This window comes from Leifsonia poae (assembly GCF_020009625.1).
Taxonomy (GTDB): Bacteria; Actinomycetota; Actinomycetes; order Actinomycetales; family Microbacteriaceae; genus Leifsonia; species Leifsonia poae_A.
The window spans coordinates 2,495,669-2,517,593 of sequence record NZ_JAIHLP010000002.1 but is presented as its reverse complement, the minus strand read 5'-3'; the positions used below and the strand labels follow the sequence as shown (position 1 = coordinate 2,517,593).

Annotated in this window: 18 protein-coding genes and 1 pseudogene; 10 read left to right on the top strand and 9 right to left on the bottom strand. The window is 70.2% G+C overall.

The features are described 5' to 3' along the window. The first annotated feature begins 153 nt into the window (after positions 1 to 153). From K5L49_RS12800 to K5L49_RS12775, 6 genes are all read left to right on the top strand, one after another. On the top strand, positions 154 to 1,482 hold the full coding sequence (locus K5L49_RS12800; protein ID WP_223693276.1) for an ABC transporter substrate-binding protein: 1,329 nt from the start codon (positions 154 to 156) through the stop codon (positions 1,480 to 1,482). A gap of 85 nt (positions 1,483 to 1,567) precedes the next feature. Further along, a complete protein-coding gene (locus K5L49_RS12795) occupies positions 1,568 to 2,452 on the top strand; it encodes a carbohydrate ABC transporter permease (protein WP_223693275.1) in 885 nt (294 codons plus the stop codon). A 3-nt stretch (positions 2,453 to 2,455) separates the two neighbouring features. Further along, positions 2,456 to 2,761 (top strand): hypothetical protein, encoded by a 306-nt coding sequence (locus K5L49_RS12790; protein ID WP_223693273.1) that lies wholly within the window; start codon positions 2,456 to 2,458, stop codon positions 2,759 to 2,761. Beyond that, positions 2,740 to 3,366, top strand: coding sequence for a carbohydrate ABC transporter permease (locus tag K5L49_RS12785; protein WP_223693271.1), 627 nt, complete (start codon positions 2,740 to 2,742; stop codon positions 3,364 to 3,366). The genes K5L49_RS12790 and K5L49_RS12785 overlap by 22 nt, the downstream gene beginning before the upstream one ends. A gap of 2 nt (positions 3,367 to 3,368) precedes the next feature. Further along, on the top strand, positions 3,369 to 4,262 hold the full coding sequence (locus tag K5L49_RS12780; protein ID WP_223693270.1) for an aldo/keto reductase: 894 nt from the start codon (positions 3,369 to 3,371) through the stop codon (positions 4,260 to 4,262). Beyond that, positions 4,262 to 7,261: a glycoside hydrolase family 2 TIM barrel-domain containing protein gene (locus K5L49_RS12775; protein ID WP_223693268.1), complete on the top strand. Its 3,000-nt coding sequence runs from the start codon at positions 4,262 to 4,264 to the stop codon at positions 7,259 to 7,261. Before K5L49_RS12780 ends, K5L49_RS12775 begins: the two co-directional genes overlap by 1 nt. A 60-nt stretch (positions 7,262 to 7,321) precedes the next feature. On the opposite strand, the gene K5L49_RS12770 is transcribed toward K5L49_RS12775, so the two are convergent. Genes K5L49_RS12770 through K5L49_RS12750 form a run of 5 tightly spaced genes read right to left on the bottom strand, consistent with a single transcriptional unit; the run spans position 7,322 to position 11,166 of the window. Then, positions 7,322 to 8,167, bottom strand: coding sequence for an NAD-dependent epimerase/dehydratase family protein (locus K5L49_RS12770; protein WP_223693266.1), 846 nt, complete (start codon positions 8,165 to 8,167; stop codon positions 7,322 to 7,324). Between the two features lie 45 nt (positions 8,168 to 8,212). Continuing rightward, positions 8,213 to 8,605, bottom strand: coding sequence for a cupin domain-containing protein (locus K5L49_RS12765; RefSeq protein ID WP_223693264.1), 393 nt, complete (start codon positions 8,603 to 8,605; stop codon positions 8,213 to 8,215). Between the two features lie 4 nt (positions 8,606 to 8,609). Continuing rightward, a complete protein-coding gene (locus tag K5L49_RS12760; protein ID WP_223693262.1) occupies positions 8,610 to 9,050 on the bottom strand; it encodes a cupin domain-containing protein in 441 nt (146 codons plus the stop codon). Positions 9,051 to 9,085: 35 nt separating this feature from the next. Continuing rightward, positions 9,086 to 9,910, bottom strand: a complete 825-nt coding sequence (locus K5L49_RS12755; protein WP_223693260.1) for a phosphoenolpyruvate hydrolase family protein — start codon at positions 9,908 to 9,910, stop codon at positions 9,086 to 9,088. Positions 9,911 to 9,912: 2 nt separating this feature from the next. Next, positions 9,913 to 11,166: a Tm-1-like ATP-binding domain-containing protein gene (locus K5L49_RS12750; protein WP_223693259.1), complete on the bottom strand. Its 1,254-nt coding sequence runs from the start codon at positions 11,164 to 11,166 to the stop codon at positions 9,913 to 9,915. Positions 11,167 to 11,362: 196 nt separating this feature from the next. Between K5L49_RS12750 and K5L49_RS12745 the strand changes: the two genes are divergently transcribed. Next, positions 11,363 to 14,002 carry an alpha-L-rhamnosidase gene (locus K5L49_RS12745; protein WP_223693257.1) on the top strand — a complete coding sequence of 880 codons (2,640 nt, stop codon included), beginning with the start codon at positions 11,363 to 11,365 and terminating at the stop codon, positions 14,000 to 14,002. A gap of 7 nt (positions 14,003 to 14,009) precedes the next feature. Here K5L49_RS12745 and K5L49_RS20500 read toward each other — a convergent pair whose 3' ends face one another. Next, positions 14,010 to 15,902, bottom strand: coding sequence for a nucleoside hydrolase (locus tag K5L49_RS20500; protein WP_308116547.1), 1,893 nt, complete (start codon positions 15,900 to 15,902; stop codon positions 14,010 to 14,012). A gap of 75 nt (positions 15,903 to 15,977) precedes the next feature. Here K5L49_RS20500 and K5L49_RS12730 point away from each other — a divergent pair. Further along, positions 15,978 to 17,308 (top strand): annotated as a pseudogene (locus K5L49_RS12730) (MATE family efflux transporter). Positions 17,309 to 17,328: 20 nt separating this feature from the next. On the opposite strand, the gene K5L49_RS12725 reads toward K5L49_RS12730, so the two are convergent. After that, positions 17,329 to 17,961 (bottom strand): TetR/AcrR family transcriptional regulator, encoded by a 633-nt coding sequence (locus K5L49_RS12725; protein WP_223693255.1) that lies wholly within the window; start codon positions 17,959 to 17,961, stop codon positions 17,329 to 17,331. 83 nt (positions 17,962 to 18,044) lie between these two features. Between K5L49_RS12725 and K5L49_RS12720 the strand changes: the two genes are divergently transcribed. Beyond that, positions 18,045 to 19,016, top strand: coding sequence for a zinc-binding dehydrogenase (locus K5L49_RS12720; RefSeq protein WP_223693253.1), 972 nt, complete (start codon positions 18,045 to 18,047; stop codon positions 19,014 to 19,016). A 35-nt stretch (positions 19,017 to 19,051) separates the two neighbouring features. On the opposite strand, the gene K5L49_RS12715 is transcribed toward K5L49_RS12720, so the two are convergent. Then, complete coding sequence (locus tag K5L49_RS12715; protein WP_223693251.1) at positions 19,052 to 20,263, bottom strand: amidohydrolase; 1,212 nt, start codon at positions 20,261 to 20,263, stop codon at positions 19,052 to 19,054. Positions 20,264 to 20,366: 103 nt separating this feature from the next. Here K5L49_RS12715 and K5L49_RS12710 point away from each other — a divergent pair, with 103 nt between their 5' ends. After that, the gene (locus tag K5L49_RS12710; protein ID WP_223693250.1) at positions 20,367 to 20,843 is read left to right on the top strand and encodes a DUF1801 domain-containing protein; all 477 of its coding nucleotides are present in this window, start codon (positions 20,367 to 20,369) and stop codon (positions 20,841 to 20,843) included. On the opposite strand, the gene K5L49_RS12705 is transcribed toward K5L49_RS12710, so the two are convergent. After that, the gene (locus K5L49_RS12705) at positions 20,840 to 21,901 is read right to left on the bottom strand and encodes a LacI family DNA-binding transcriptional regulator (protein WP_223693248.1); all 1,062 of its coding nucleotides are present in this window, start codon (positions 21,899 to 21,901) and stop codon (positions 20,840 to 20,842) included. The two genes, K5L49_RS12710 and K5L49_RS12705, sit on opposite strands and share 4 nt — an antisense overlap. Positions 21,902 to 21,925 lie beyond the last annotated feature (24 nt).

The following is a 21,925-nucleotide window of genomic DNA, read 5'->3' as shown; positions in this document are numbered from 1 at the left end:
TGTCCCGATGCTTGACACGTGTCAACATAGGCGAGCGACAAGGGTGAAGGCACGAGCTCCTTTATTCTCCGGGCGCTTGACACCGGTCAACCGGTTGATTACCCTCGCACTTGAATCGTGTCAATCCCACGCAACACCTTTCAAGGAGGAAATGTGTCGATCACGCCACGGCGGCGCCGGATCACAACCGGGCTCGCCATCGGAACAGCAGCAGCACTCGCCCTCGTGGGCTGTGCAGCATCCACCCCAGGCGGCGACGCTTCGGGTGGCACGGACAAGGCCACGGAGTTCAGTCTCCTCACCCCGGCCGAGAACGCCATCATCAGAACCCAGTTGACCAGCCTGTCGAAGGACCAGTGCACGGCCGAGAACAAAGCACTCCCCCTGAAGACCAGCACGGTCGCCCAGGCTGATGTGGTGCAGAAGATCACCCTGCTCGCCAGCCAGAACGCCCTTCCGGTGCAATTCGTCGCCGGAACCGCTCAGGTGAAGCCGGACGGCGACCTCGGCAAGAACACGATGGTGCTCGACTACGAAGCGACCCTCAAGAAGCTCGGCGTCTGGGACGACATCCTCCCCGCCGCCGCCTCGACGATCAAGGACGTCTACGGCGGCATGGTCTCGCTGCCGTACCAGTACAACATCGAGGGCATCTGGTACAACAAGGAGATCTTCAAGAAGAACGGCCTCGAAGCGCCCACGACGTGGGACGACCTGGTCGCCGACTCGAAGACGCTCAAGTCGGCCGGTGTCATCCCGATGACCGAGGCGGGCAGCCAGGGCTGGCCGATCACGCGCCTGCTCGGCAACTACATCTTCCGCTCGCTCGGCGTCGACGCGATGAAGAATGTGCAGGACGGCAAGGCCAAGCTCACCGATCCCGGGTACGTGAAGGCCGCCCAGGAGATCGCCGATTTCGGAACCGCCGGGCTCTTCGGCGCCGGCATCACCTCGCGCGACACCGACACCGCCAACGCCCAATTCCTGAACGGTCAGGCGGCCATGACCTACAACGGATCCTGGTTCCTCGCGAACCTCAACGATCCGGCGCAGAACAAGATCGGCGTCGACCAGGTCGGCTTCATCCCCTTCCCCGATGTGACCGGCGGCACGGGGTCGAGCAAGGACTGGCCGGCGAACGCCGGCGCGGCGACAGCCACCTCGACGGCTCTGTACGGCCCGAAGGTCGGCGACTGGCTCTCCTGCATCGCGAAGAACTACGGCAGTGCCGCGCTCTCCGACCAGGGCGTCATCTCCGGCTTCAAAGTGAACAAAGAGGTCAAGGACGTTCCGCCGCTCACCTCCACGGTGCAGGGAATCGTGAACGATGCTTCGTCGACGGTGCTCTGGTTCGAGGCGCGGATGGACGCGAAGACGACATCCGACGCCCAGACCAACGTCGCGAACCTGATCACCGGATCGATGTCGGCCAAGGACTACATGGCCCTGCTGCAGTCCGACCTGGACGCGGCCGCCGGCTGAGCCGGAACCGATCAAGCACAGGGGTGCCGGCCGCCTACCGGCCGGCACCCCGCTCCACCACCCACGACCCCTGTGAGGCACCCCTGTGAACAGCGTCCTCGGTGACAAGAAGGCGATCCTCATCCTGTTGGGGCCGGCCCTGCTCGTCTACACGCTCATCAAGCTCGTCCCGGTGGCGTGGTCGCTCGGCCTGACCTTCTTCACCGGTAACCCGCTCAGCGGGTTCACCTTCGCGGGCGTGAGCAACTTCGTCCGCTTCTTCCACGATCCGCAGGCATTGAACGCCCTGTGGTTCACGGTGCAATACGCCGTCGTCGTCACGGTCGGCCAGATCCTTCTCGGTTACCTGCTCGCCCTGCTCTACGTTTTCGTGCTGCGCAAAGCATCCACGTTCGTCCGCACCGTCGTGTTCTTCCCGACCGTGCTGCCGACGGTGGCCGTCGCGCTGCTGTTCAAAAGCCTGTTCGCGACCGGAACCCAGGAAGGACCGGTGAACGCGGCGCTGCAGGCGTTCGGGATGCCGTCGGTCGACTGGTTCTCAACCGGAACCGGCACCTTCATCGTCGCCATCATCATGGAACTCTGGCGCTCGATGGGATTCTTCGCCGTACTGCTCTACGCGGGCCTCCTCGACATCCCTGAGGAGACCCTGGAGTCGGCCCGCCTCGAAGGGGCGACCGGCTGGAAACTCGTGCGCCACATCGTCGTGCCGCTGTCGTTGCCGGTGCTGCTCTCGTCGGTGATCTTCAGCATCAACAACACGCTCAAAGTGTTCGACACCGTGCTCGCCCTCAACAACGGCGGCCCGGGAAGCTCGACGACGCCGCTGACCCTGTACATGTATCGAACGGTCTTCCAGTTCTCCGACTACGGGTACGGCAGCACGATCGCCCTGGTGCTGACGATCATGTGCTTCCTCGTCACCCTGTTCATCTTCCGCTCCGCACGCCGCGACAACACGAGGGTCTGAGCCATGGTCGTCACCACCGCAACCGTATCCACCGGGTTCCCGTCGACGACAGGTGCCCGCAAGCCGCCCGGACGGGCCTCCGGGTTCACCAGGGGGATGCGCAGACTACCCGTGCGCATCCTGCTCACCGTGCTCGTGATCGTGGAGCTCTACCCGATCTTCTGGCTCGTGATGGGCTCCTTCAAGACGCAGAACGAGTTCTTCTCGCAACCCACCTGGGCTCTCCCCAGCACTTCGACTTCGCCAACTACGTGCAGGCCTGGACGACCGGCAGCCTCGCGCACAACATGCTCAACAGCGTGCTCGTGACGGTTCCGGCGCTCGCCCTGATGATCGCACTCGGCGTCGCCGCGGCGTTCGCCCTCGAGGTGATGGTGTTCCGCGGGCGCGGTGCGATCCTTCTCGCCTTCGTCGCCGGCATCATGATCCCGGGCCAGATGATCCTCGTTCCGCTGTTCACCGTGTACTTCCGCACCGGCCTCACCAACTCGCTCTGGCCGCTCATCATCACGTACACGGTCATGGGCCTCCCCCTCACGGTGTTCCTCCTGACGGCGTACTTCCGCGCCATCCCGCGCGAGATCTTCGAGGCCGCGACGATCGACGGCGCCGGGATGCTGAAGAGCTTCTGGCTGATCGGCGTTCCCATGATGCGCAACGCCATCGTGACGATCGCCCTCGTCGAGTTCTTCAGCGTCTGGAACGACCTGCTGATCGCCCTGACGTTCACGACGAACGACTCGTTGCAAACGGTGCAGGTCGGCCTCCTGAACTTCAGCGACCAATACGGGTCGACGCAGTACGGTCCGCTCTTCGCCGCCATCAGCATCAATGTGCTGGGGATCGGTGTGCTGTACCTCTTCCTGAACAAGCAGATCATGGCCGGTCTCGCGGCCGGCTCGGTGAAGGGGTGAGAGTGTTCGACCGCCTCACGGTGCGACCCATCACGATCGGGACGAGCGGCCTCGGCAAGCGCGAGGGTGCGGATGCAGCTCTCGCCGACGCCATCGTCGCCTCGCCGCTCGCCCAGATCGACACCTCGAACGCCTACGCCGGCGGGCGGAGCGAGCAACTCCTCGGCGGGGCGATCGCGCGCGCCGGTGGTCTCGAGCCCGGGCTGTCGCTGTTCACCAAGGTCGATCAGGACCCCGTCACGGGACGGTTCGACGGCGACCGAGTGCGTCGGTCGGTCGACGAATCGATCACCCGGCTGGGGGTCGATCGCTTTCCGGTGCTCCACCTGCACGACCCATACACGATCACCGTGGCCGAGGCCATGGCCCCCGGCGGCGCGGTCGAAGCACTGGTCCGGCTGCGCGAGGAGGGCGTCATCGACGCCGTCGGAATCGCAGCGGGCCCGCGCGGTCTCGTCGAGGACTATGTGCGCACGGATGCGTTCGACGCCGTCCTCACCCACAACCGGTACACCCTTGTCGACCGCACGGCCGAGACCGTCCTGACCCTGGCCACCGAACGCGGCATGGCGGTCTTCAACGCGGCACCGTTCGGCGGCGGCATCCTTGCCGGGTCGTCGCACCGGGGCGCCACCTACGGCTACCGCCCGGCGTCACCGGAGCTCCTCGCGTACATCGACCGGCTCGGAGAAGTCTGCTCCCACTGGCAGGTGCCGGTTCCTGCGGTGGCGCTGCAGTTCTCGCTGGCCGAGCCCCGCATCCACTCGACCGTCGTCGGGGTCTCGACGACCGAGCGCCTGACCGGTCTCGCCGAGCTCGCCGCGACCACCGTTCCCGCCGGCCTCTGGGATGCGCTCAGCGGCCTGGGCACGCCGCCGGCCTCACCGACCGACTGATGCTCGACCGCTACTGGGAGTCGACGGCCGGCAGCGCCGGCGCGAGAGCACCGCGGCCGTGGACCACCTCGACCGCGCGCCTCCGCTCGCTCAACGGCCGGTGGCGCTTCCGGCTCTCGCCCACCCCGGCCGGCACCGGGCCCGGCTTCGAGCGGGACGGCTACGACGACGCGGCCTGGGACCTCATCCGGGTGCCCGCGCACTGGGTGCTCGAAGACATCACGGTTCCCTGGGCCGATGAGCCCCGGGTATCCGCGCCACGTCTGGACGGCACCGGCCCGCTCTACACGAACACCGCCTTCCCGTTCCCGATCGACCCGCCCCGCGTACCCACCGAGAACCCCACGGGCGACTACCGTCTCGAGTTCGAGCTGCCGGCGGACGAGGTCGCCGACCGACGCGAGGGTGCGACGGTGCTGCGCTTCCAGGGCGTCGACTCCTGCGCAGCCGTCTGGCTGAACGGGGTCGAGCTCGGCTGGTTCACCGGAAGCCGCTTGCCGGTCGAGTTCGCGGTCGGCCACCTGCTGCGAGCCGGCCGCAATGTGCTCGCCGTCCGCGTCCACCGCTGGTCGGCCGGCAGCTACCTCGAAGACCAGGACATGTGGTGGCTGCCCGGCCTCTTCCGCGATGTCGAGCTCATCGAACGGCCCGTCGACGCCGTCGACGACTTCAACATCGTCGCCGACTACGACCACACGACCGGGGTGGGCCGCCTGCGGGTCGATGCCGACCGGCCGGGCATGGTGGAGATCCCCGAGCTGGGCGTCCGCGCGGCGACCGGCGAGACGATCGCGGTGCCGGAGGTCGACCCGTGGAGCGCCGAGCGGCCGCGGCTCTACCGCGGAACGCTGACGGCCGGCGGCGAGCGCATCGACCTCGTCGTCGGGTTCCGCACCGTCACGATCGACGGCGGGAGGCTGCTCGTCAACGGGTCGCCGATCCTCTTCCGCGGTGTGAACCGGCACGAGCACGACGAGCACCGCGGGCGGTCGCTCGACCGCGAGACAATGGTGCGCGACATCGAGCTGATGAAGCGGGCGAACATCAATGCGGTGCGCACCAGCCACTACCCGCCGCACCCCGAGTTTCTCCGCCTCTGCGACGAGTACGGCCTCTGGGTCGTCGAAGAGTGCGATCTGGAGACCCACGGGTTCATCTACGCGGCATGGGAAGGCAACCCGCCGGCGGAGCCGGTCTGGCGCGACGCGCTGCACGATCGCATCCGGCGGATGGTGCAGCGCGACAAGAACTCACCGAGCGTTGTGGTCTGGTCGATGGCGAACGAGAGCTGGACGGGCGACACCTTCCGGGAGCTCCGCCAGTGGATCCGGGACGCCGACCCGGGACGGCCGGTGCTCTACGAGCGCGACCCCTCCTACGCCGACTCCGATTTCCACTCCCTGATGTACCCCTCGCTCGAGGATCTCGAGCGGATCGGCCGCCGTGAGGAGCCGACGCCCGAGGGGGTCGAACCTGGATCGACCGACGATGTGCGGCGGCGCGGGCTGCCCTTCCTGCTGGTCGAGTACGCGCACGCGATGGGGAACGGCCCGGGGTCGCTGGTGGACTATCAGCGCATCCTGGAGGCGCACGAACGGTTCTGCGGTGGCTTCGTCTGGGAGTGGATCGACCACGGGTTCGCGGCGCGGGATGCCGCAGGCCGGCCGTTCACCGCCCACGGCGGCGACATCGCCTTCCGTCCGAACGGCGGGAGGTACTGCCTCGACGGCGTGCTCTTCAGCGACCGCACCCCGTCTCCGGCCTACTTCGAGCTCGCCGCGGCGATCGCGCCGGTCGCACTCGAACCGGATGCGGCGAGCGGAACCGTGCGGATCGTCAACAAGCACGACTTCGCCGACCTCTCCGCTCTGGTGTTCGGCTGGCGTCTCGACGTCGACGGGCTCCCCATCGCCGAAGGCCCCATCGACGTGCCGGCGGTCGGCCCCCGCTCCGGCGTGCAGATCGTTCTCGACGATGTCCCCCCTGTCGAGGCGGCCGACGGTGAGGTCTGGCTCACCGTCACGGCGGCACTCGCCGACGCCACCGACTGGGCTCCGCGCGGGCATGAAGTGGCGGTCGGCCAGGCGCGCTGGGAAACCGTCGGGAGCGCACCCGCGTCCGCAGGTCCCGCAGCGCGCAGTGAGGAGGTCGGCGACCCGGTGCGTCCCGAGCCCGTCTTCGACCCGCTCACCGGCGCCCTCGGCTCCCTGTTCGGGGTCGGGATCGCCGGCCCGACCGTCGATGTCTGGCGCGCCCCGACCGAGAACGACCGCGGCCAGGGCTCAAGCAACACGATGGCCGCCGACGGCAAGGCCGTCGGACTCGACCGTTTCACGCACCGCACCGATGCCCGTGCGACCGTCGGGCCGACCACCGTCGTTCGAGGGCGCAGCGGCCCCGCGACCCAGACCCTCGCGGTTCTCTGGGAGCAGACCTGGACCGTCGGTGACGCCCGGATCGACCTCACCGCCGACTTCGCCTTCACGGGACGGTGGAGCGACACCCCGCACGGCCACTACGACGTGACACCCCCGCGGCTCGGCCTGCGCCTGGCCCTGCCCGGCGGCTACGACCGGGTCGAATGGTTCGGGCGGGGTCCGGGAGAGTCCTATGTCGACAGCATGGCCGCGGCACGGATCGGGCGCTTCGCCGCCAGCATCGACAGCTTCCAGGTGCCATACCCGGTGCCCGAGGAGAACGGCAACCACGTGGAGACGAGGTGGCTGCGCATCCTCGGACCAGGCCTTCCGACCCTGCGGATCGCGGCCACCGATCCCGAGATCTCCCTGTTCGACTTCACCGCGCGCCGGTGGACGTCGGAGGCCCTCGAGAACGCGCGCCACCCTCACGATCTGAGCGACTCCGGCAGCGTCTGGCTGAACCTGGACGTGCGCCAACAGGGGCTCGGTTCGTCGTCCTGCGGTCCGGCCCTGCCCGAGCGGTACCGGGTTCCGTCGGAACCGGCGACCCTGCGGCTGACCTTCACCGCCGAACGCTGACACCGCCGAACGCTGACGCCGCCGGAGCCGGCCCGCCCTGCGGCGGCCGGCTCCGCGCGCTCAGCTCCGGTATTCGTCGCGCCAGAGATGCTCGGCGCGGAAGCCGAGACCCTCCTGCGCCTTGCGCGTCGACAGCAGAGATTCGTGCTCGCCCAGCACGCCCCGCACCGGAACGCCCGGGAACCACAGCTCGGCGAGCCGGGACGACGGGATCGCGAGACCGGAGTCCGGCGCCGCGATCGTGTAAAGCTCGAAGCCGGGCTCGGACGCTGCCAGGGCGAGCGAGACGGCCAGCGCACCGTCGCGCGAATCGACGTATGAGCCGATCAGGTCGCGCCGGTAGTCCGGTTCGCCGGCGCGGGCGAAGGTCGCGTACTCGCCCGGCGCCACGACGTTGGTGAACCGCAGGGCAGTCACGCTCATCCGGTCGTCCCAGCCGACCAGCTGGCCGATCATCGCCTCCTCCATCACCTTGACGAGGCCGTAGGTGTTGTTCGCCGAGGTGTACTCCTCGTCCACCGGCAGCGACGGCGGAGGGGTTTCGAACGGGAACCCCATCGCCGTGATGCTGGAGGCTGTGACGAGGGTGCGCACTCCGGCCCGGAACGCGGCGAACAGCACGTTGAACGACACCGTCATGTTGTTGTGGAAGGTCGTCGCATCCGGGACGAGCCCGTTGACCGGGATCGCCGCGAGGTGCACGACCGCGTCGAGGCCGGCGTGCCGGGCGGTCACACCGAGCATCGCGTCGAGCGTCTGACCGTAGTCGAGCAGATCGACCCGCGTGAAGCCGGCACCCGGGGCTCCCGCGAGGTCGAACCCGACCACCTCGTGCCCCTCGGAGCGAAGACGCTCCACGGTGGCCGAACCCAGCTTTCCGCTGCTTCCGGTGACGGCGATTCTCATGGCGGCTCCTCCTGGAGTCGGGGTGGGCGGGGAAAGGGCACTCACTCAGAGACTAGGGAAGTCGGCGGGAAGCGGACGCGCCGGCACGACGTGCCCGGCCGCATCCTCCTCGGAGGTGTGCAGATGCCCCACCCGGCCGCCGACGGGGTGCCCGGTCTCGCTGAAGAAGCCGCGCACCTCCTCGTAGACCTCAACGATGTCGTGCGGGGCGCCCGCGGGCGAGAGAACGATGTCGCCGGCCTGCACGTACTGCTCGGACCCATCGAGGAGGATCTTCGCCTTGCCCGCGGTGAAGAACCACAACTCGTCGTCGTCGTGAAAGTGCCGGTCGAAACGGCCGCCGGCCAGCGGGACGGCGAAGCGACCCGCCGTCGCGGTGCCGCATCCGTCTGGGCGGCTTTCCGGGTTGAGCCAGGATCCGGGGCGGAAGACGGGCACCGGGTCAGCTCCTGTCCTGAGCCCAGGTCGGCACGACGCCGGGCTCGAGGATGCGGGCGTCGGGCAGGCCGTCGAGCCCGGTCTCCCCGCCACCCGGAGTGTAGACGACGACGAGCCGCAACGGACGCCACGTGGTGTTGTAGGTGGAGTGGACCGTGCCCTTCGGGATGTGCAGCGCGTCCCCTTCGCGGATGGGGAACGCTTCGCCGTCGCCGACGGTCTGCAGGCCCTCGCCCGAGACCACGTAGATGACCTCCTCCTCGCCCGGGTGGGTGTGCGGGTCGTGGCCCTTGCCTGGGTAGACGATCACCTCGCCGGTGGTGAGGCCGACGTCGCCGTCGAGATGCGGGGTGACGAGCCACTTGATGGTGCCCCAATCGAAGACGCGGGTGGGGACCTCGTCGGGGCGGCGGCCCGACTGGGCGGTAGCGGATGCGATGGTCATGATTGCTCCTGGTTTCGGTTGTCGTTCGGCGGGTCTCAGGCGGTGGGGATCGCTTTGAAGTCCTCGATCTGCTTCTTGATGGCACGTTCGGTGGGCAGACGCTCGGCAGAGGAGGCGCCGAAGAACCCGGCGACTCCTGTCGTGTGCCCGAGGATGTAGGCGGCGTCCTCCGGCTCGGCGATCGGTCCGCCGTGGCAGAGCACGATGACGTCGGGATTGACCTTCACCGCGGCATCCCGCATCTCCTGCACGCGGGCGGCGGACTCCTCCAGGGTGAGCGCGGTGTGCGCACCGATGGTCCCCGCCGTGGTGAGACCCATATGCGGGACCAGCACATCGGCGCCGGCCTCGGTCATGGCGATCGTCGACTCGACGTCGAACACATACGGCGCGGTGAGGAGGTCGCGCTCAGCGGCCAGGCGGATCATCTCGACCTCGAGGTCGTAGCCCATCCCCGTCTCTTCCAGGTTCTGCCGGAATACGCCGTCGAAGAGCCCGACCGTCGGGAAGTTCTGCACCCCGGTGAAACCCATCCGCTTGAGGTCGTCGAGGAATGGGCCGAGCAGCCGGAACGGGTCGGTGCCGTTGACGCCGGCCAGCACGGGAGTGTCGCGCACGATCGGCAGCACTTCGCGACTCATCTCGACGACGACCTGATTGGCGTCGCCGTAGGCGAGCAGCCCGCTCAGCGAGCCGCGGCCGGCCATGCGGTAGCGCCCCGAGTTGTAGATGATGATCAGGTCGACGCCGCCGGCCTCGGCCGATTTGGCCGAGATGCCGGTTCCGGCGCCGGCGCCGATGATGGCCCGTCCGGCCGCGGAGGTGGCACGGAGGCGGTCGAGGGCGACGGATCGCTCCATGGTCAGTTCCTCTTTCTCTGGGCGGTGATCAGGGTGTGCAGTTCGTCGGCCGCCCGTACCGCGAACGACGCATCGTTGATGTGGTCGGGAAGGTCGATCGTGGTGACGGACGAACCGGCCACCCCGTCGGTGACCGCCGCGAACAGCGCCCGGTCGGCCTCCGCGTCTGCGAACGGCTGGCCGGGGGCGTCGAGCGCGGAGACCCCACCGCGCGGAAGCATCAGCACCGTTGGCGCCGCTGCCGCCGCCAGCTTCGCCGCCACACGGCGGCCGAGCTCGGCCGACTCGTCCGCCGTCGTGCGCATGAGCGTCACGGTCGGGTTGTGCACGAAGAAGTCGCGACCCTCGAACGCGGCGGGCACGCTTTCGCGCGGTCCGAAATTGACCATGTCGAGCGCACCGAGGCTCACGACCTGCGGCACCGAGGATGCCCCCGCGGCGGTGAGCCGCTCCGGCCCGGCGCTCAGCACTCCCCCGACGAGGTCGTCGGCCAGCTCGGTCGTGGTCAGATCGAGCACGCCCGCGAGCATCCCCGACCGTGCAAGCGACTCGAGAGCCTGGCCGCCGGAACCGGTGGCGTGGAAGACGAGCACCTCGTACCCGAGGTCGTCGAGACGCTCGCGGGCGGCATCCACGGCCGGGGTCGTCACCCCGAACATCGAAGCGGCGATCAGCGGTCGGTCGTCGGGCGTTTCGGCCGACCGGCGGGTGCTGTGCTCGACGGCCATGGCGGCGATGGCGGCTGCCGCATTGCCGAGCACCGCGCGCGAGAGCTGATTGATACCGGCGATGTCGACGACGCTGTACATGAGGGTCACGTCGCTCGCCCCCACGTACGGCGACACATCGCCGGAGGCCATGGTGGAGACGATGAGTTTGGGCAGCCCGATCGGCATATCGCGTACGGCGCGGGCGGCGATGGACGATCCGCCGGACCCGCCGACCGCGAGCACCCCGTCGAGCCCGCCCGCTGCGTGCAGCGCGGCAAGAACCTCAGCCGTTCCCTCGCCGGCCGCCGTGACGGCTGCACCCCGGTCGTCGGCCGACCGTAGCGCGTCGATGGTGGTGCCCGCCGCCTCGGCGACAGCATCCTGATCGGTGTCAATGGACCGGTCGAAGCCGTGCGGTTCGCGGATGCCCGCGTCGACGATGTGGACGGCGACACCGTGCCGCTCCACCTGCTCGGCGATCCATTGATACTCGACGCCTTTGGTGTCGAGAGTGCCCACGAGGGCGACAGTGGGGCGGTGGGTCATGGCGGGGTCTCCTCCTCGGCGCGTCGGACGCGCGCACATCCTTGTGTCCGGAGCGTGGTACTCACATCCTGTTGCAGATTTTGACACGTGTCAACAGTCTGTTCCCTTTGGATCAGGGCGTGTGTATCGTTCACTTGATACGTGTCAGAAGATCGGCGCTGAGGCCGGTCCGCGAGATCGAAGCAACGAGGTCCCCATGAGTGCCAGCACAGCGCGTCCGTCCGCCCCGACCGTCGAGCACCACCGCGAACCGCTCGGCATCGGGCAGAGCAGCCCTCGCCTGTCATGGAAGACAACAGCACCCGGCGACTGGCGTCAGACCGGCTACGAGCTCGAACTCGACCGCGCCGACGAGGTGCGGCACTATCGGGTCGACGGCGCCGAACAGATCCTCGTCCCGTGGCCAGGAACTCCGCTCGCATCCCGGGAGAGCGCCACCGTGCGAGTGCGGGTGACCGGCGAAGACGGGGCGACCGGCCCCTGGAGCGAGAAGACAACTCTCGAGGCGGGTCTCCTCGAACCGGGCGACTGGGCGGCACGGCCGATCGGCGCGTCCTGGCCGGAAGACCCCGGATCCGACGACCGCCGGCCGGCTATCGTGCGCCACGAGTTCGTCGTCGATGGCGACCCCATCTCCGCCCGCCTCTACGTGACCGCTCACGGACTATTCGAGGTGGAGCTGAACGGCCAGCGGGTCGGCGAGGACGCCCTCGCCCCCGGCTGGACCGTGTACCCGAAGCGGCTCCGCTACTCCACCTACGACGTCAGCGCCCTGCTCCGGCCCGGCGCCAACGCGATCGGCTCCTGGCTCGGCGACGGCTGGTACCGGGGGCGCCTCGGCTGGCGCGGCGGCTTCCGCAACCTGTTCGGGAGCGACCTCTCGCTGATCGCCCAACTCGAACTCCGCTACTCCGACGGCCGCCTCGTCACGATCGCCACCGACGAGAGCTGGCGTGCCTCCACCGGTCCCATCGTGCGCGCCGGCAACTACGACGGCGAAGACTACGACGCACGCGACGAGCAGGCCGGCTGGTCCAGACCGGCGTTCGACGACAGCGGGTGGAGTGCCGTTTCGCTGGCCGAGCGCGACCCGGCAACTCTCGTGGCACCGGAGGGTCCGCCCGTGCGCTGCACCGAGGAAGTCGTCGCGGTGGCGGTGCTGACCACGCCGAGCGGGCGGCGCGTTCTCGACTTCGGCCAGAACCTCGTCGGCCGGGTGCGCATCCGGGTGCGTGGAGATGCAGGCCGGGTCGTGACGATCCGCACCGCCGAGGTCATGCAGGACGGCGAGCTCTACACCCGCCCTCTGCGGGATGCGCGCTCCACCGACTCCTACACGCTCGCCGGGCGAGCGCAGGCCGAAGAGTGGGAGCCGCGGTTCACGTTCCACGGTTTCCGCTTCGCCGAGATCGAAGGGTGGCCGGGCGACCTCGACGCCGCCGTGACGGCTGGGGATGTCGTGGCCCGCGTCTACCACACCGACCTCGAGCGCACCGGCTGGTTCGAGTCGTCGGACGAGCTCGTCGACCGACTGCACGACAACGTCGTGTGGAGCATGCGCGGCAACTTCGTCGACCTGCCCACCGACTGCCCCCAGCGCGACGAACGCGTGGGCTGGACCGGCGACATCCAGGTGTTCGCGCCCACGGCATCCTTCCTCTACGACGTCTCGGGCATGCTCTCCTCCTGGCTGAAGGATGTCGCGGCCGACCAGCTGCCCGACGGGACCGTGCCCTGGTATGTCCCCGTCATCCCGGCCCACCAGATGTGGACGCCGATCCGCCCGGGCGCCGCCTGGGGCGATGTCGCCGCGCTCACGCCGGCCGTGCTCTACGAGAGATTCGGGGACGCGGGCATCCCGGCGGCGCAGTTCGAGAGCGCCCGCCGCTGGGTCGACCTGCTCGACCGCCTGGCCGGCCCCGACCACCTCTGGAACGAGGGGTTCCAGCTGGGCGACTGGCTGGACCCGACGGCGCCGCCACAAGACCCCGCCGACGCGAAGTCCGACAAATACCTCGTGGCGACAGCCCACTTCGCAGCTTCGGCTCGCGCCGTCGCGCAGATGGCGGAGACCCTCGGCCGCACCGACGACGCCCGGCACTACGCGGGCCTCGCCGCGGCCGTCCGCGACGCTTTCGCCACGGCCTATCTGCTCCCCGGCGGCCGCACCACCGATGATGCGCAGACGTCCTACGCGCTGGCGATCACCTTCGACCTCGTCGACGACGACCTCAAGGCGCGACTCGGCGACCGGCTCGCCGAGCTCGTCGCCGCCGGTGGCAACACCATCGCGACCGGCTTCGTCGGAACGCCGCTGATCAGCGACGCGCTCTCATCGACCGGTCACCTCGACACGGCGTACGACCTGCTGCTTGAACGGGAGTGCCCCTCGTGGTTGTACCCCGTGACCCAGGGCGCGACGACGATCTGGGAGCGCTGGGATTCGCAGATGCCTGACGGGCGCGTGAACCCCGGCACGATGACCTCGTTCAACCACTACGCCCTCGGCGCGGTGGCCGACTGGCTGCACAGGGTGGTCGCCGGGCTCTCCCCTGCAGCCCCGGGCTACCGGGAGATCCGGTTCGCCCCGCGGCCCGGTGGCGGCCTCACCCGTGCCGCCGCCCGGCACGAGTCGCCGTACGGGACCGTCGCCATCTCCTGGCGCCTCGACGATGGCGAGCTGATCGTCGAGACCGAGGTGCCCAGCGGCACCACGGCGGTGTTCGACCTCGACGGCTGGCCGCCCGAGACCCTCCGGCCGGGCCGCCGCACCACACGGGTGGCCTACGCCGGAGCCCCGGGAAGCACGTCAGCGAAGGCGATCGCTTCCGTCTGAGCCCGGGTCATCCCGAGCCACCGGTCCCTGGCGAGGCGGAATGGGCGCTAGCTGGCCGGGCCGAGCAGCCTGCCGAGCAGATGGGGCGCGAGCGGTCGATCGGTGCCGAGCACGACGCGCACATGTGCTCCGGCTGGTCGGCCGCGCCCGAACGCTGCCCGCGCAGATCGCAGATCGTCTGCCCGCGGCCGGGACCGCCAGTGGCGTCGACGACCACATCGACCTCCGGGGCGACGGTGGGACGCACGCCGCCGACCGCGATCGCGGCCGCCAGCGGGTCGTGCAGCGCGCAGCTGCGGTGACCGTAGACATCCACGTAGAAGTCGAAATAGAAGTCGAGCATCGCACCCACCGCGCGGGCGAGCGGAAGCTCCGAGCCGAGCAGCCGCTGCCGGTCGGCTTCCTCGAACACGTTCTCCATCGTCACATCGAGCGGTACGAGGGTGACCGGCCACGGTGCTGCCACCAGCTCGGCCGCCGCCTCGGGATCGTTCCAGATGTTCGCCTCGGCGACCGGCGTCACATTTCCCGGCACCAGGGCGGCACCGCCCATCATGACCACCTCCGCGACGCGCGTCGGCAGCGCCGGGTCGAGCGCGAGCGCCACCGCGAGATTGGTCGCCGGGCCGACCGCGATCACTGTGAGGCGTCCGGAGTGCTCCCGCGCGAGCCGCACCAGAAAGTGGGCGGCATCCTCTTCCACGGGCCGCGCGGCGGCCTCCGGCAGCTCGACGCCCCCGATGCCGTTGTCGCCGTGCACATGCGTGGCGCCGCCGTCGAATTCGGCCGCGAGGAAGTCGTGTGCCCCGACGGCGACCGGGATGTCCTCCCGGCCGGCGAGGGCGAGCAACCGCAGCGTGTTGTCGGCGGCCTGCTCCGCGCTCACGTTTCCGCTGACCGTGCCGATGCCGACGAGCTCGATCTCGGGCGAGGCCAGCAGGTAGGCGAGCGCGAGGGAGTCGTCGATGCCGGTGTCGCAGTCGAAGTACACCGGGCGGGCGGCGACGGGGGCGGGGGTGGTCATGGTCTCTCCCTGAGGACGGTGCGGGCGATCGACGCCGGCCCCGGAACGGATCGGGTGACGGGTCTCGGAATCCAGACTGCCACGGCCGGGCGGCCGGCGCGCACCGTGCGCCGCGTTCTCTGCGCTGCCGACCGTGAAGGCGACCCCGGGCCGGGCCGCTGAGACCGGCCCGGCGAAGGCCGTACGCGCCCGCGACTCGGCTTCCTCCTCCGTCACTCCGAGGGCGATGTGCGTGACGACCAGCGCATGTGCGCCCGAACGCGTTGCCGTCGCACCGGCTTCCTCCGGGGTGTGGTGGGCCGGATGCTCCCCCGGCTGCCGCGCGTCGACGCCTGCTTCGCAGAGCAGCACATCACATCCCTCCGCCAATTGGTCCAGGTCGGCGCACGGCGCGCTGTCACCCGAGTAGACGAGCGAACCCGCCGGGCTGTCGACCCGCAGCGCGAAACCGGGAACGTCGTGGTCGACACCCCGCCACCGCAGGTCGAGCGCTCCCAGCCTCGCGGAATCGGCCGCCGCCAGCTCGACGAACCGGAACGCCCGGTCGATGCCCTCCCGCGCACTCCCGCCGAGGAAAGCGACGAGGCGCTCGCGCAGTGCCGGCGGCGCGAACAGCGGAACCGGCGGCCCGGGCGGCAGGTCGCCGAACCGGAAGGCGTAGAAGGCCGTGAGCAGGTCGGAGCTATGGTCGGCGTGGGTGTGGGAGATCCAGATTCCGTCGACGCCGCGCAACGGCACATGCCGTTGCAGCTCTGCGAGCGTTCCGGGGCCGGCATCGACCCAGAGCGCCGTCCCCTCCGCCTCGACGAGGTACCCCGAGCATCCGTTGTCCGGGCGAGGGTAGGGCGTCGCGCTGCCCAGCGTTGTCACCTTCATGCGGCGATGGTACCGGGCGCGGAGGGGAGGGGCCCGTCGGGCGGCATCGGCGGCTCGCGATAGCGTGGTGCCCCAGTGAAGCTTCTCAACCGTCGCCCGGTGGACCGGGACATCCTGCGCCTGGCCGTCCCGGCCCTCGGCGCACTCATCGCCGAACCGGTCTTCCTGCTCGCCGACTCGGCGATGGTGGGTCACCTCGGCGTCACCCCGCTGGCCGGCCTCGGCATCGCCAGCGCCATCCTGCAGACCATCGTCGGCTCATGGTCTTCCTCGCATACAGCACCACCCCGGCGGTGGCACGTCGGCTCGGCGCGGGCGATGAACGCGGCGCGGTGGCCTCCGGCGTCGACGGATGCTGGCTGGCGCTCGGCCTCGGCGTCGCCCTGGCCGCGGCCGGCTGGTTCGCCTCACCCACGCTCGTCACCCTGTTCGGCGCCTCCCCGGAAGTGGCCGCGGCCGCGACGCGCTACCTCGAACTCTCGATGCTCGGGCTCCCCGCAATGCTCCTCGTCTACGCGGCGACCGGTCTGCTCCGCGGGCTGCAGGACACCCGCACCCCGCTCGCCGTGGCCGGTGCGGGTTTCGCCGCCAACATCGTCCTCAACTTCGCTTTCATCTACCTGGCCGGTCTCGGCATCGCCGGCTCCGCCATCGGCACCGTCGTGGCCCAGTGGGGCATGGCCGCCGTTTACCTCGTGATCGTCGCCCGTCACGCCCGCCGCGTCAGCGCGCCGCTGCTCCCCCACCGCGGCGGCCTCGGGCACAGCGCCCGCTCCGGTGGCTGGCTGTTCGTGCGCACCGCCAGCCTGCGCGCCGCCATGCTGCTGGCCGTGTTCACCGCGACGCGTCTCGGCCCGGATGAGCTCGCTGCGTTCCAGGTGACGATGACGATGTTCGCCACCGTGGCCTTCGCCCTCGACGCTCTGGCCATCGCCGCGCAGGCTCTGATCGGCAAGGGCCTCGGGGCCGGCGATCTGGAGCAGGTGCGCGCCGTCCTCCGCCGCTGTCTGCAGTGGGGCGTCGGCGCCGGCGTCGTGTTCGGAGCGGTGGTGGTGCTCACCAGCCCGTTCGCCGCTCTGCTCTTCACCACCGACCCCGCCGTGACCGCCCTTCTGCCCGTCGCCCTCGCGATCATCGGGGTCGGCGCACCCCTCGGCGGCTACGTCTTCGTTCTCGACGGGGTGCTGATCGGCGCCGGCGACGCCCGCTACCTCGCGCTCACCGGCCTGGCGAACGTCGCCGTCTTCATCCCCCTCGCTCTGGCGGTGGGAGCCTGGGCCGGCCACGACGCGAGCGGACTCGCCTGGCTGACGGCGGCCTTCGCCTTCGGCTACATCGGCGCGCGTGCGGTCACCCTCGGCCTCCGCGCGCGCGCGACACGATGGATGCGTGCCGGGGCGGCCTGAACCAGCGGAGCGGTTCCGCGTCAGGGAGCGACCAGGGCGGATGCGGCGACCCGCGCCGGCGGCGGCAGCGGAGCCGACGATGCAGACGCCCGGAAGGCCTCGATCGCGAGGGCCGAGAAGCGGTGGGATGCGGCGAGTCGCGCATCCGCCGTCGCCGCTGTCACCCCGCGCCCGGCCATCAGCACCAGCACGACGTCGTCGAGCACGAAGTCGGCCCGGAGGGCGCCCGCGTCCTGGGCTCGCCGGCAGAGCCCGGCCAGCGACCGCAGCATCCCTTCGCGGTGGGCGCCGATATCGACCGCATCAGGGAACGTCGCCAGAAACGCGTCGGTGAGGCCTTGGTTGCGGGCGTTCAGGTCTCCGAGGCGCAGCAGGATCGTCGTGAACCCCCGCCACGGGTCGGGGTCGGCGCACCCCTCGTCCACGATTGTCCTGCAGGCGCGGAGCTCGTCGCGGAACGCCTCGTCGATGAGCGCTTGCTTGGTCGGGAACCGCCGGTAGAGCGTCGCGGGCCCCACCTCCGCCCGGCGGGCGATCGCTCGCATCGGCACCTCGAGTCCCCGTTCGGAGAAGAGCTCTCTGGCAGCGTCGACCATGCGCGCGCGGTTGTCTTCGGCATCGGCCCTCAGCGGGTGAGGCAAACGGTCGGGCATGACTCTCACTTTAGCCAAACGGACGGGGGCGTCCACTAACGTCCTGACCGGGGCACACGACCGGCCCCGAAAGGGAGACGACGATGCAGGCTGTGACGATCCTGGCGTATGGCGACGCCGACGGGATGACGGTGACCGAACTCCCCGACCCGGTCGCGGCGGCCGGGCAGCTACTCATCGAGGTCGAGGCGATCGGCGTCGGCGGGGTGGACGCGGTGATTCGCCGCGGAACGCTCGGATCGGGGTTCCCGGTCGGGCTCGTCCCCGGCAGCGAGGTCGCCGGCCACGTGATCGGGGTCGGCGACGGCGTCGACACGGCCTGGATCGGCCGACGGGTCTGGGCTTTCACCGGAACGAGCGGCGGATATGCCGAGCGTGCCGTCGCCGCGGTCGACGATGTGACGCCGCTACCCGAGACGCTCACGAGCGTCGACGCGGTGACCATCGGCAGTGCCGGCCCGGTCGCCCGGTTCGGCCTCGACCATGCCCGATTCGCCCCGGTCGAGTCCCTGCTGATCCGCGGCGCCGCCGGGAGCATCGGCATCCTGGCCGTGCAGATCGCCGCTGCCCGGGGCGCAGGCACGATCGCCGTCACGGCGTCCAGCGCCGAGCGGGGAGAACGGCTCCGGAAGCTCGGTGCGACCCATGTGCTCGACCGGTCGGGCGCGGCCGCCGACGCACCCGCTGACGGAGAGGCCGCCGAGTTCGACGTCGTGCTCGACATCGTCGGCGGCGCGGCACTGCCGGACTTCATCGAACGCCTCGCCCCGAACGGCCGGCTGGTGTCGGTCGGGGTGGTCGCGGGCTACCCGCCGACCGACTTCGGGATGTCGCTCCTGCGGTCGTTCCAGCGGTCGCTGTCGTTCGCCACCTTCAGCCTGAACACGGTGCCGATCGATGCCCGCAACCGGGTTCGGGCCGACCAACTCGCCGCGGCGGCGCGCGGCGAACTGCGCGCGGTCGTGCACGACGTGCTCCCGCTCGACCGGGCGGCCGACGCACACCGGCGCATGGACGCCGGTGACGTGTTCGGACGGTTCGTCTTGACCCCGTGATCGGGGTCGACGGCGCGACCGGCCTGGGCGATCCTCTAGTCGAGCCACTCCCGCGCCGCCACGACCAGCGCCCGCACCCCGGTGTCGATGGTCGGTTGCGCGAGGGGGGCGAAATGCGGGGAGTGGTTGGAGGGGATGTCGGCGTCGAGGGTTCCCGCGGCGAGCGCCGAGGCGAAGGTCTCGGGGTCTGCACCGCCGAGCATCCAATAGACCAGCGGCGCGCCCGCGGCGGTGGCGAGATTCCCGACGTCTTCGCTGCCCGCGAGCGCACCCGGGTCGACGATGCGGTCAGCGCCGAACTCGGCGACGAATGCGGCGGTGGTGCGCGCGGTGGCAGCCGGTTCGTTGACGGTCACCGGGTACTGCTCGCCGAACTCGATGGTGGGCACCTCTGTCGCGCCGGAGGCGGCCGCCTCGGCGGTGACGATGCGCTCCACGGCGTCGAGCATCCGGGCACGCACCTCCTCGCTGAAGCTGCGCACGCTGATACCCAGTTTCGCCTCCGCTGCGATGATGTTGTTCGCACTGCCCGCGTGGAGGGAACCGACGGTGACCACGCTCGTCTCCTGCGGGGCGACCTCGCGCGAGACGACGGTCTGCAGGCGCATCACGGTCGCGGCCGCCATCACCACCGGGTCGACCGTGGTCTCGGGGCGGGAACCGTGGCCGCCCCGGCCGCGCAGCGTGACCTCCATGGTGTCCACGGCCGCCATGGCCGCCCCGGAGTGGGCGCCGAGGGTGCCGGCGGGCAGCGGGATGACATGCTGGCCGAGCACCACATCCGGAGTGGGCACCTTCTCGTAGAGGGCGTCGTCGACCATCACCCGGGCGCCGCCGCCGTGCTCCTCGCCGGGCTGGAACAGCGCGACGAGGGTGCCGCTCCACTCCGCACGCTCGGCGACGAGCGACTCGACGGCTCCGATCAGGCAGGTGATGTGGATGTCGTGACCGCAGGCGTGCATCACCGGCACCGTCCTGCCGGTGTGGTCGACACCGGTGTCGGTGGACGCCCACTCGAGGCCGGTGTCCTCCAGCACGGGCAGCGCATCCATATCGGCACGCAGCAGAACCGTCGGGCCGACGCCGTTCGCGAGAACGCCGACGACGCCGGTGCCGCCGATTCCCGCGGTGACCTCGAGACCGAGCGAAACGAGCTTGTCGACGACGATGTCGGCGGTGCGATGTTCAGAGAAGGAGAGCTCGGGATGACGGTGCAGGTCGCGGTAGAGGGCTTCAAGATCGGTCATGATCCCAGCCTAGGCGTGGTCCGTGCCAGCATGAGAGCTGCCAGCATCGGAGCTGTCAGCATCGGAGCGACGAAGGAGACGGCATGAGCGGCGACGAGCCGGCATGAGCGGCGACGAGGCGGCCCGCGCGGCGACGGAGGGGCCGGCTGCGGTGCGAGCGCTCCTGAACCGGGTGAAACATCCCGTGCGCCGACGAGACGCCGAGACGCTGCTCGACCTCTTCGGCCGGACCACCGGAGCGGCACCGCAGGTCTGGCACGGCTCGATCATCGGGTTCGGCGAGTACCACTATGAGTACGCCAGCGGCAGGAAGGGCGACTCGGCGGCCGCAGGGTTCGCGCCCCGCGCGGCGGCCACGACGGTGTACCTCCCCGACGGTGTCGGCGCGCACGCCGACCGACTCGAACGGCTCGGCCCGCACACGACCGGCGTTGGATGCCTGTATCTCAAGAACCTCGCGGCAATCGATCTCGACGTGCTCGCAGAGATCGTCGGTGCATCGTTCTCCACCGTCACCCGCGGCACGTTCGGGCGGCGGGCAAGGGACTCGGCGGGCGGAACCCGAGCGATCCCCGACTAGCGGGACGGCCGGGCTGTCGTGTTCCCCTGGTGGAAGACGCTGGTGAACGTGGCGGGATGCGCGACGACACCCTCGAGCATGTCGACGATGGCGGCGCCGGCCGCCCGACCCTTGTCCACCGCGGGCTGCACGAGCGTGGTGAGATCGTACGGCCAGAGACCGTCGACGCGCACACCGTCGAAACCGACGACGCTGAGGTCGTCGGGAACGGTGAGGCCCAGTTCCTCGGCCGCACGGATGACACCGGCGGCGAGAAGATCGCTCTGCGCGATGACCGCCGTCGGCCGCCCCGCCGGGTCGTCGAGGAGGGCGTGACCGGCGAGAAGGCCCTCTTCGACGAACGAGCCCCGGGTGACATAACCCGGGGCCTGCGGAAAGACGTCGCGCGCGCCGGCCAGCCGCTCCGACGACGTGTTCGAGGTTCCCGAGGCGATGCGCTCGGCGGTGAGCTCTCCGCGGGTGCGGTCCCGGTCGAACGGAAGAGTGACCAGCGCGACCTCCCGGTGGCCCAGATCGTAGAGATGCTGCGCCGCGACCCGGGTGGCCTCCCGGTTGTCCTGGCCGATGCTGAGCACATCGTCGTCCGGGTCGCCCTCGATGGCGACGAGCGGGATGCCGCGCTGACGGAGCAGGGCGACCGACTCGTCGAGGCGCGGACTGCAGCCGATCAGCACCACCGCATCCATCGGGGCATCGTCGATGCGCTGGGCGGCACCGCCCGCGTCGGTCAGGATGAGCAGGCCCGCCTCGATGGAGGCGATGGCCTGGGCGATACCGTCGAGCAGGGCGATCTTGATCGGGTCGTGGAACGCCTCGCGCACGCGCTCCTCCATCACGACGCCCACGATGCCGGACCGCCCTCGCCGCAGCGAGCGCGCGCGAGGATCGGGGCCGGCGTAGTTGAGCTCCTTCGCGGCGGCGAGCACCCGGTCGCGGGTCGCGTCGGAGACGGGCCCGGTGCCGCTGAACGCCAGCGATGCCGTGGAGTTGGAGACGCCGGCGAGCCGTGCGACGGCCGCCAGCGTCGGGCGCGTGGGGGTGGTGCTCGTGTCGTTCACGTGTGATAGCTTAGTCGAATCGTT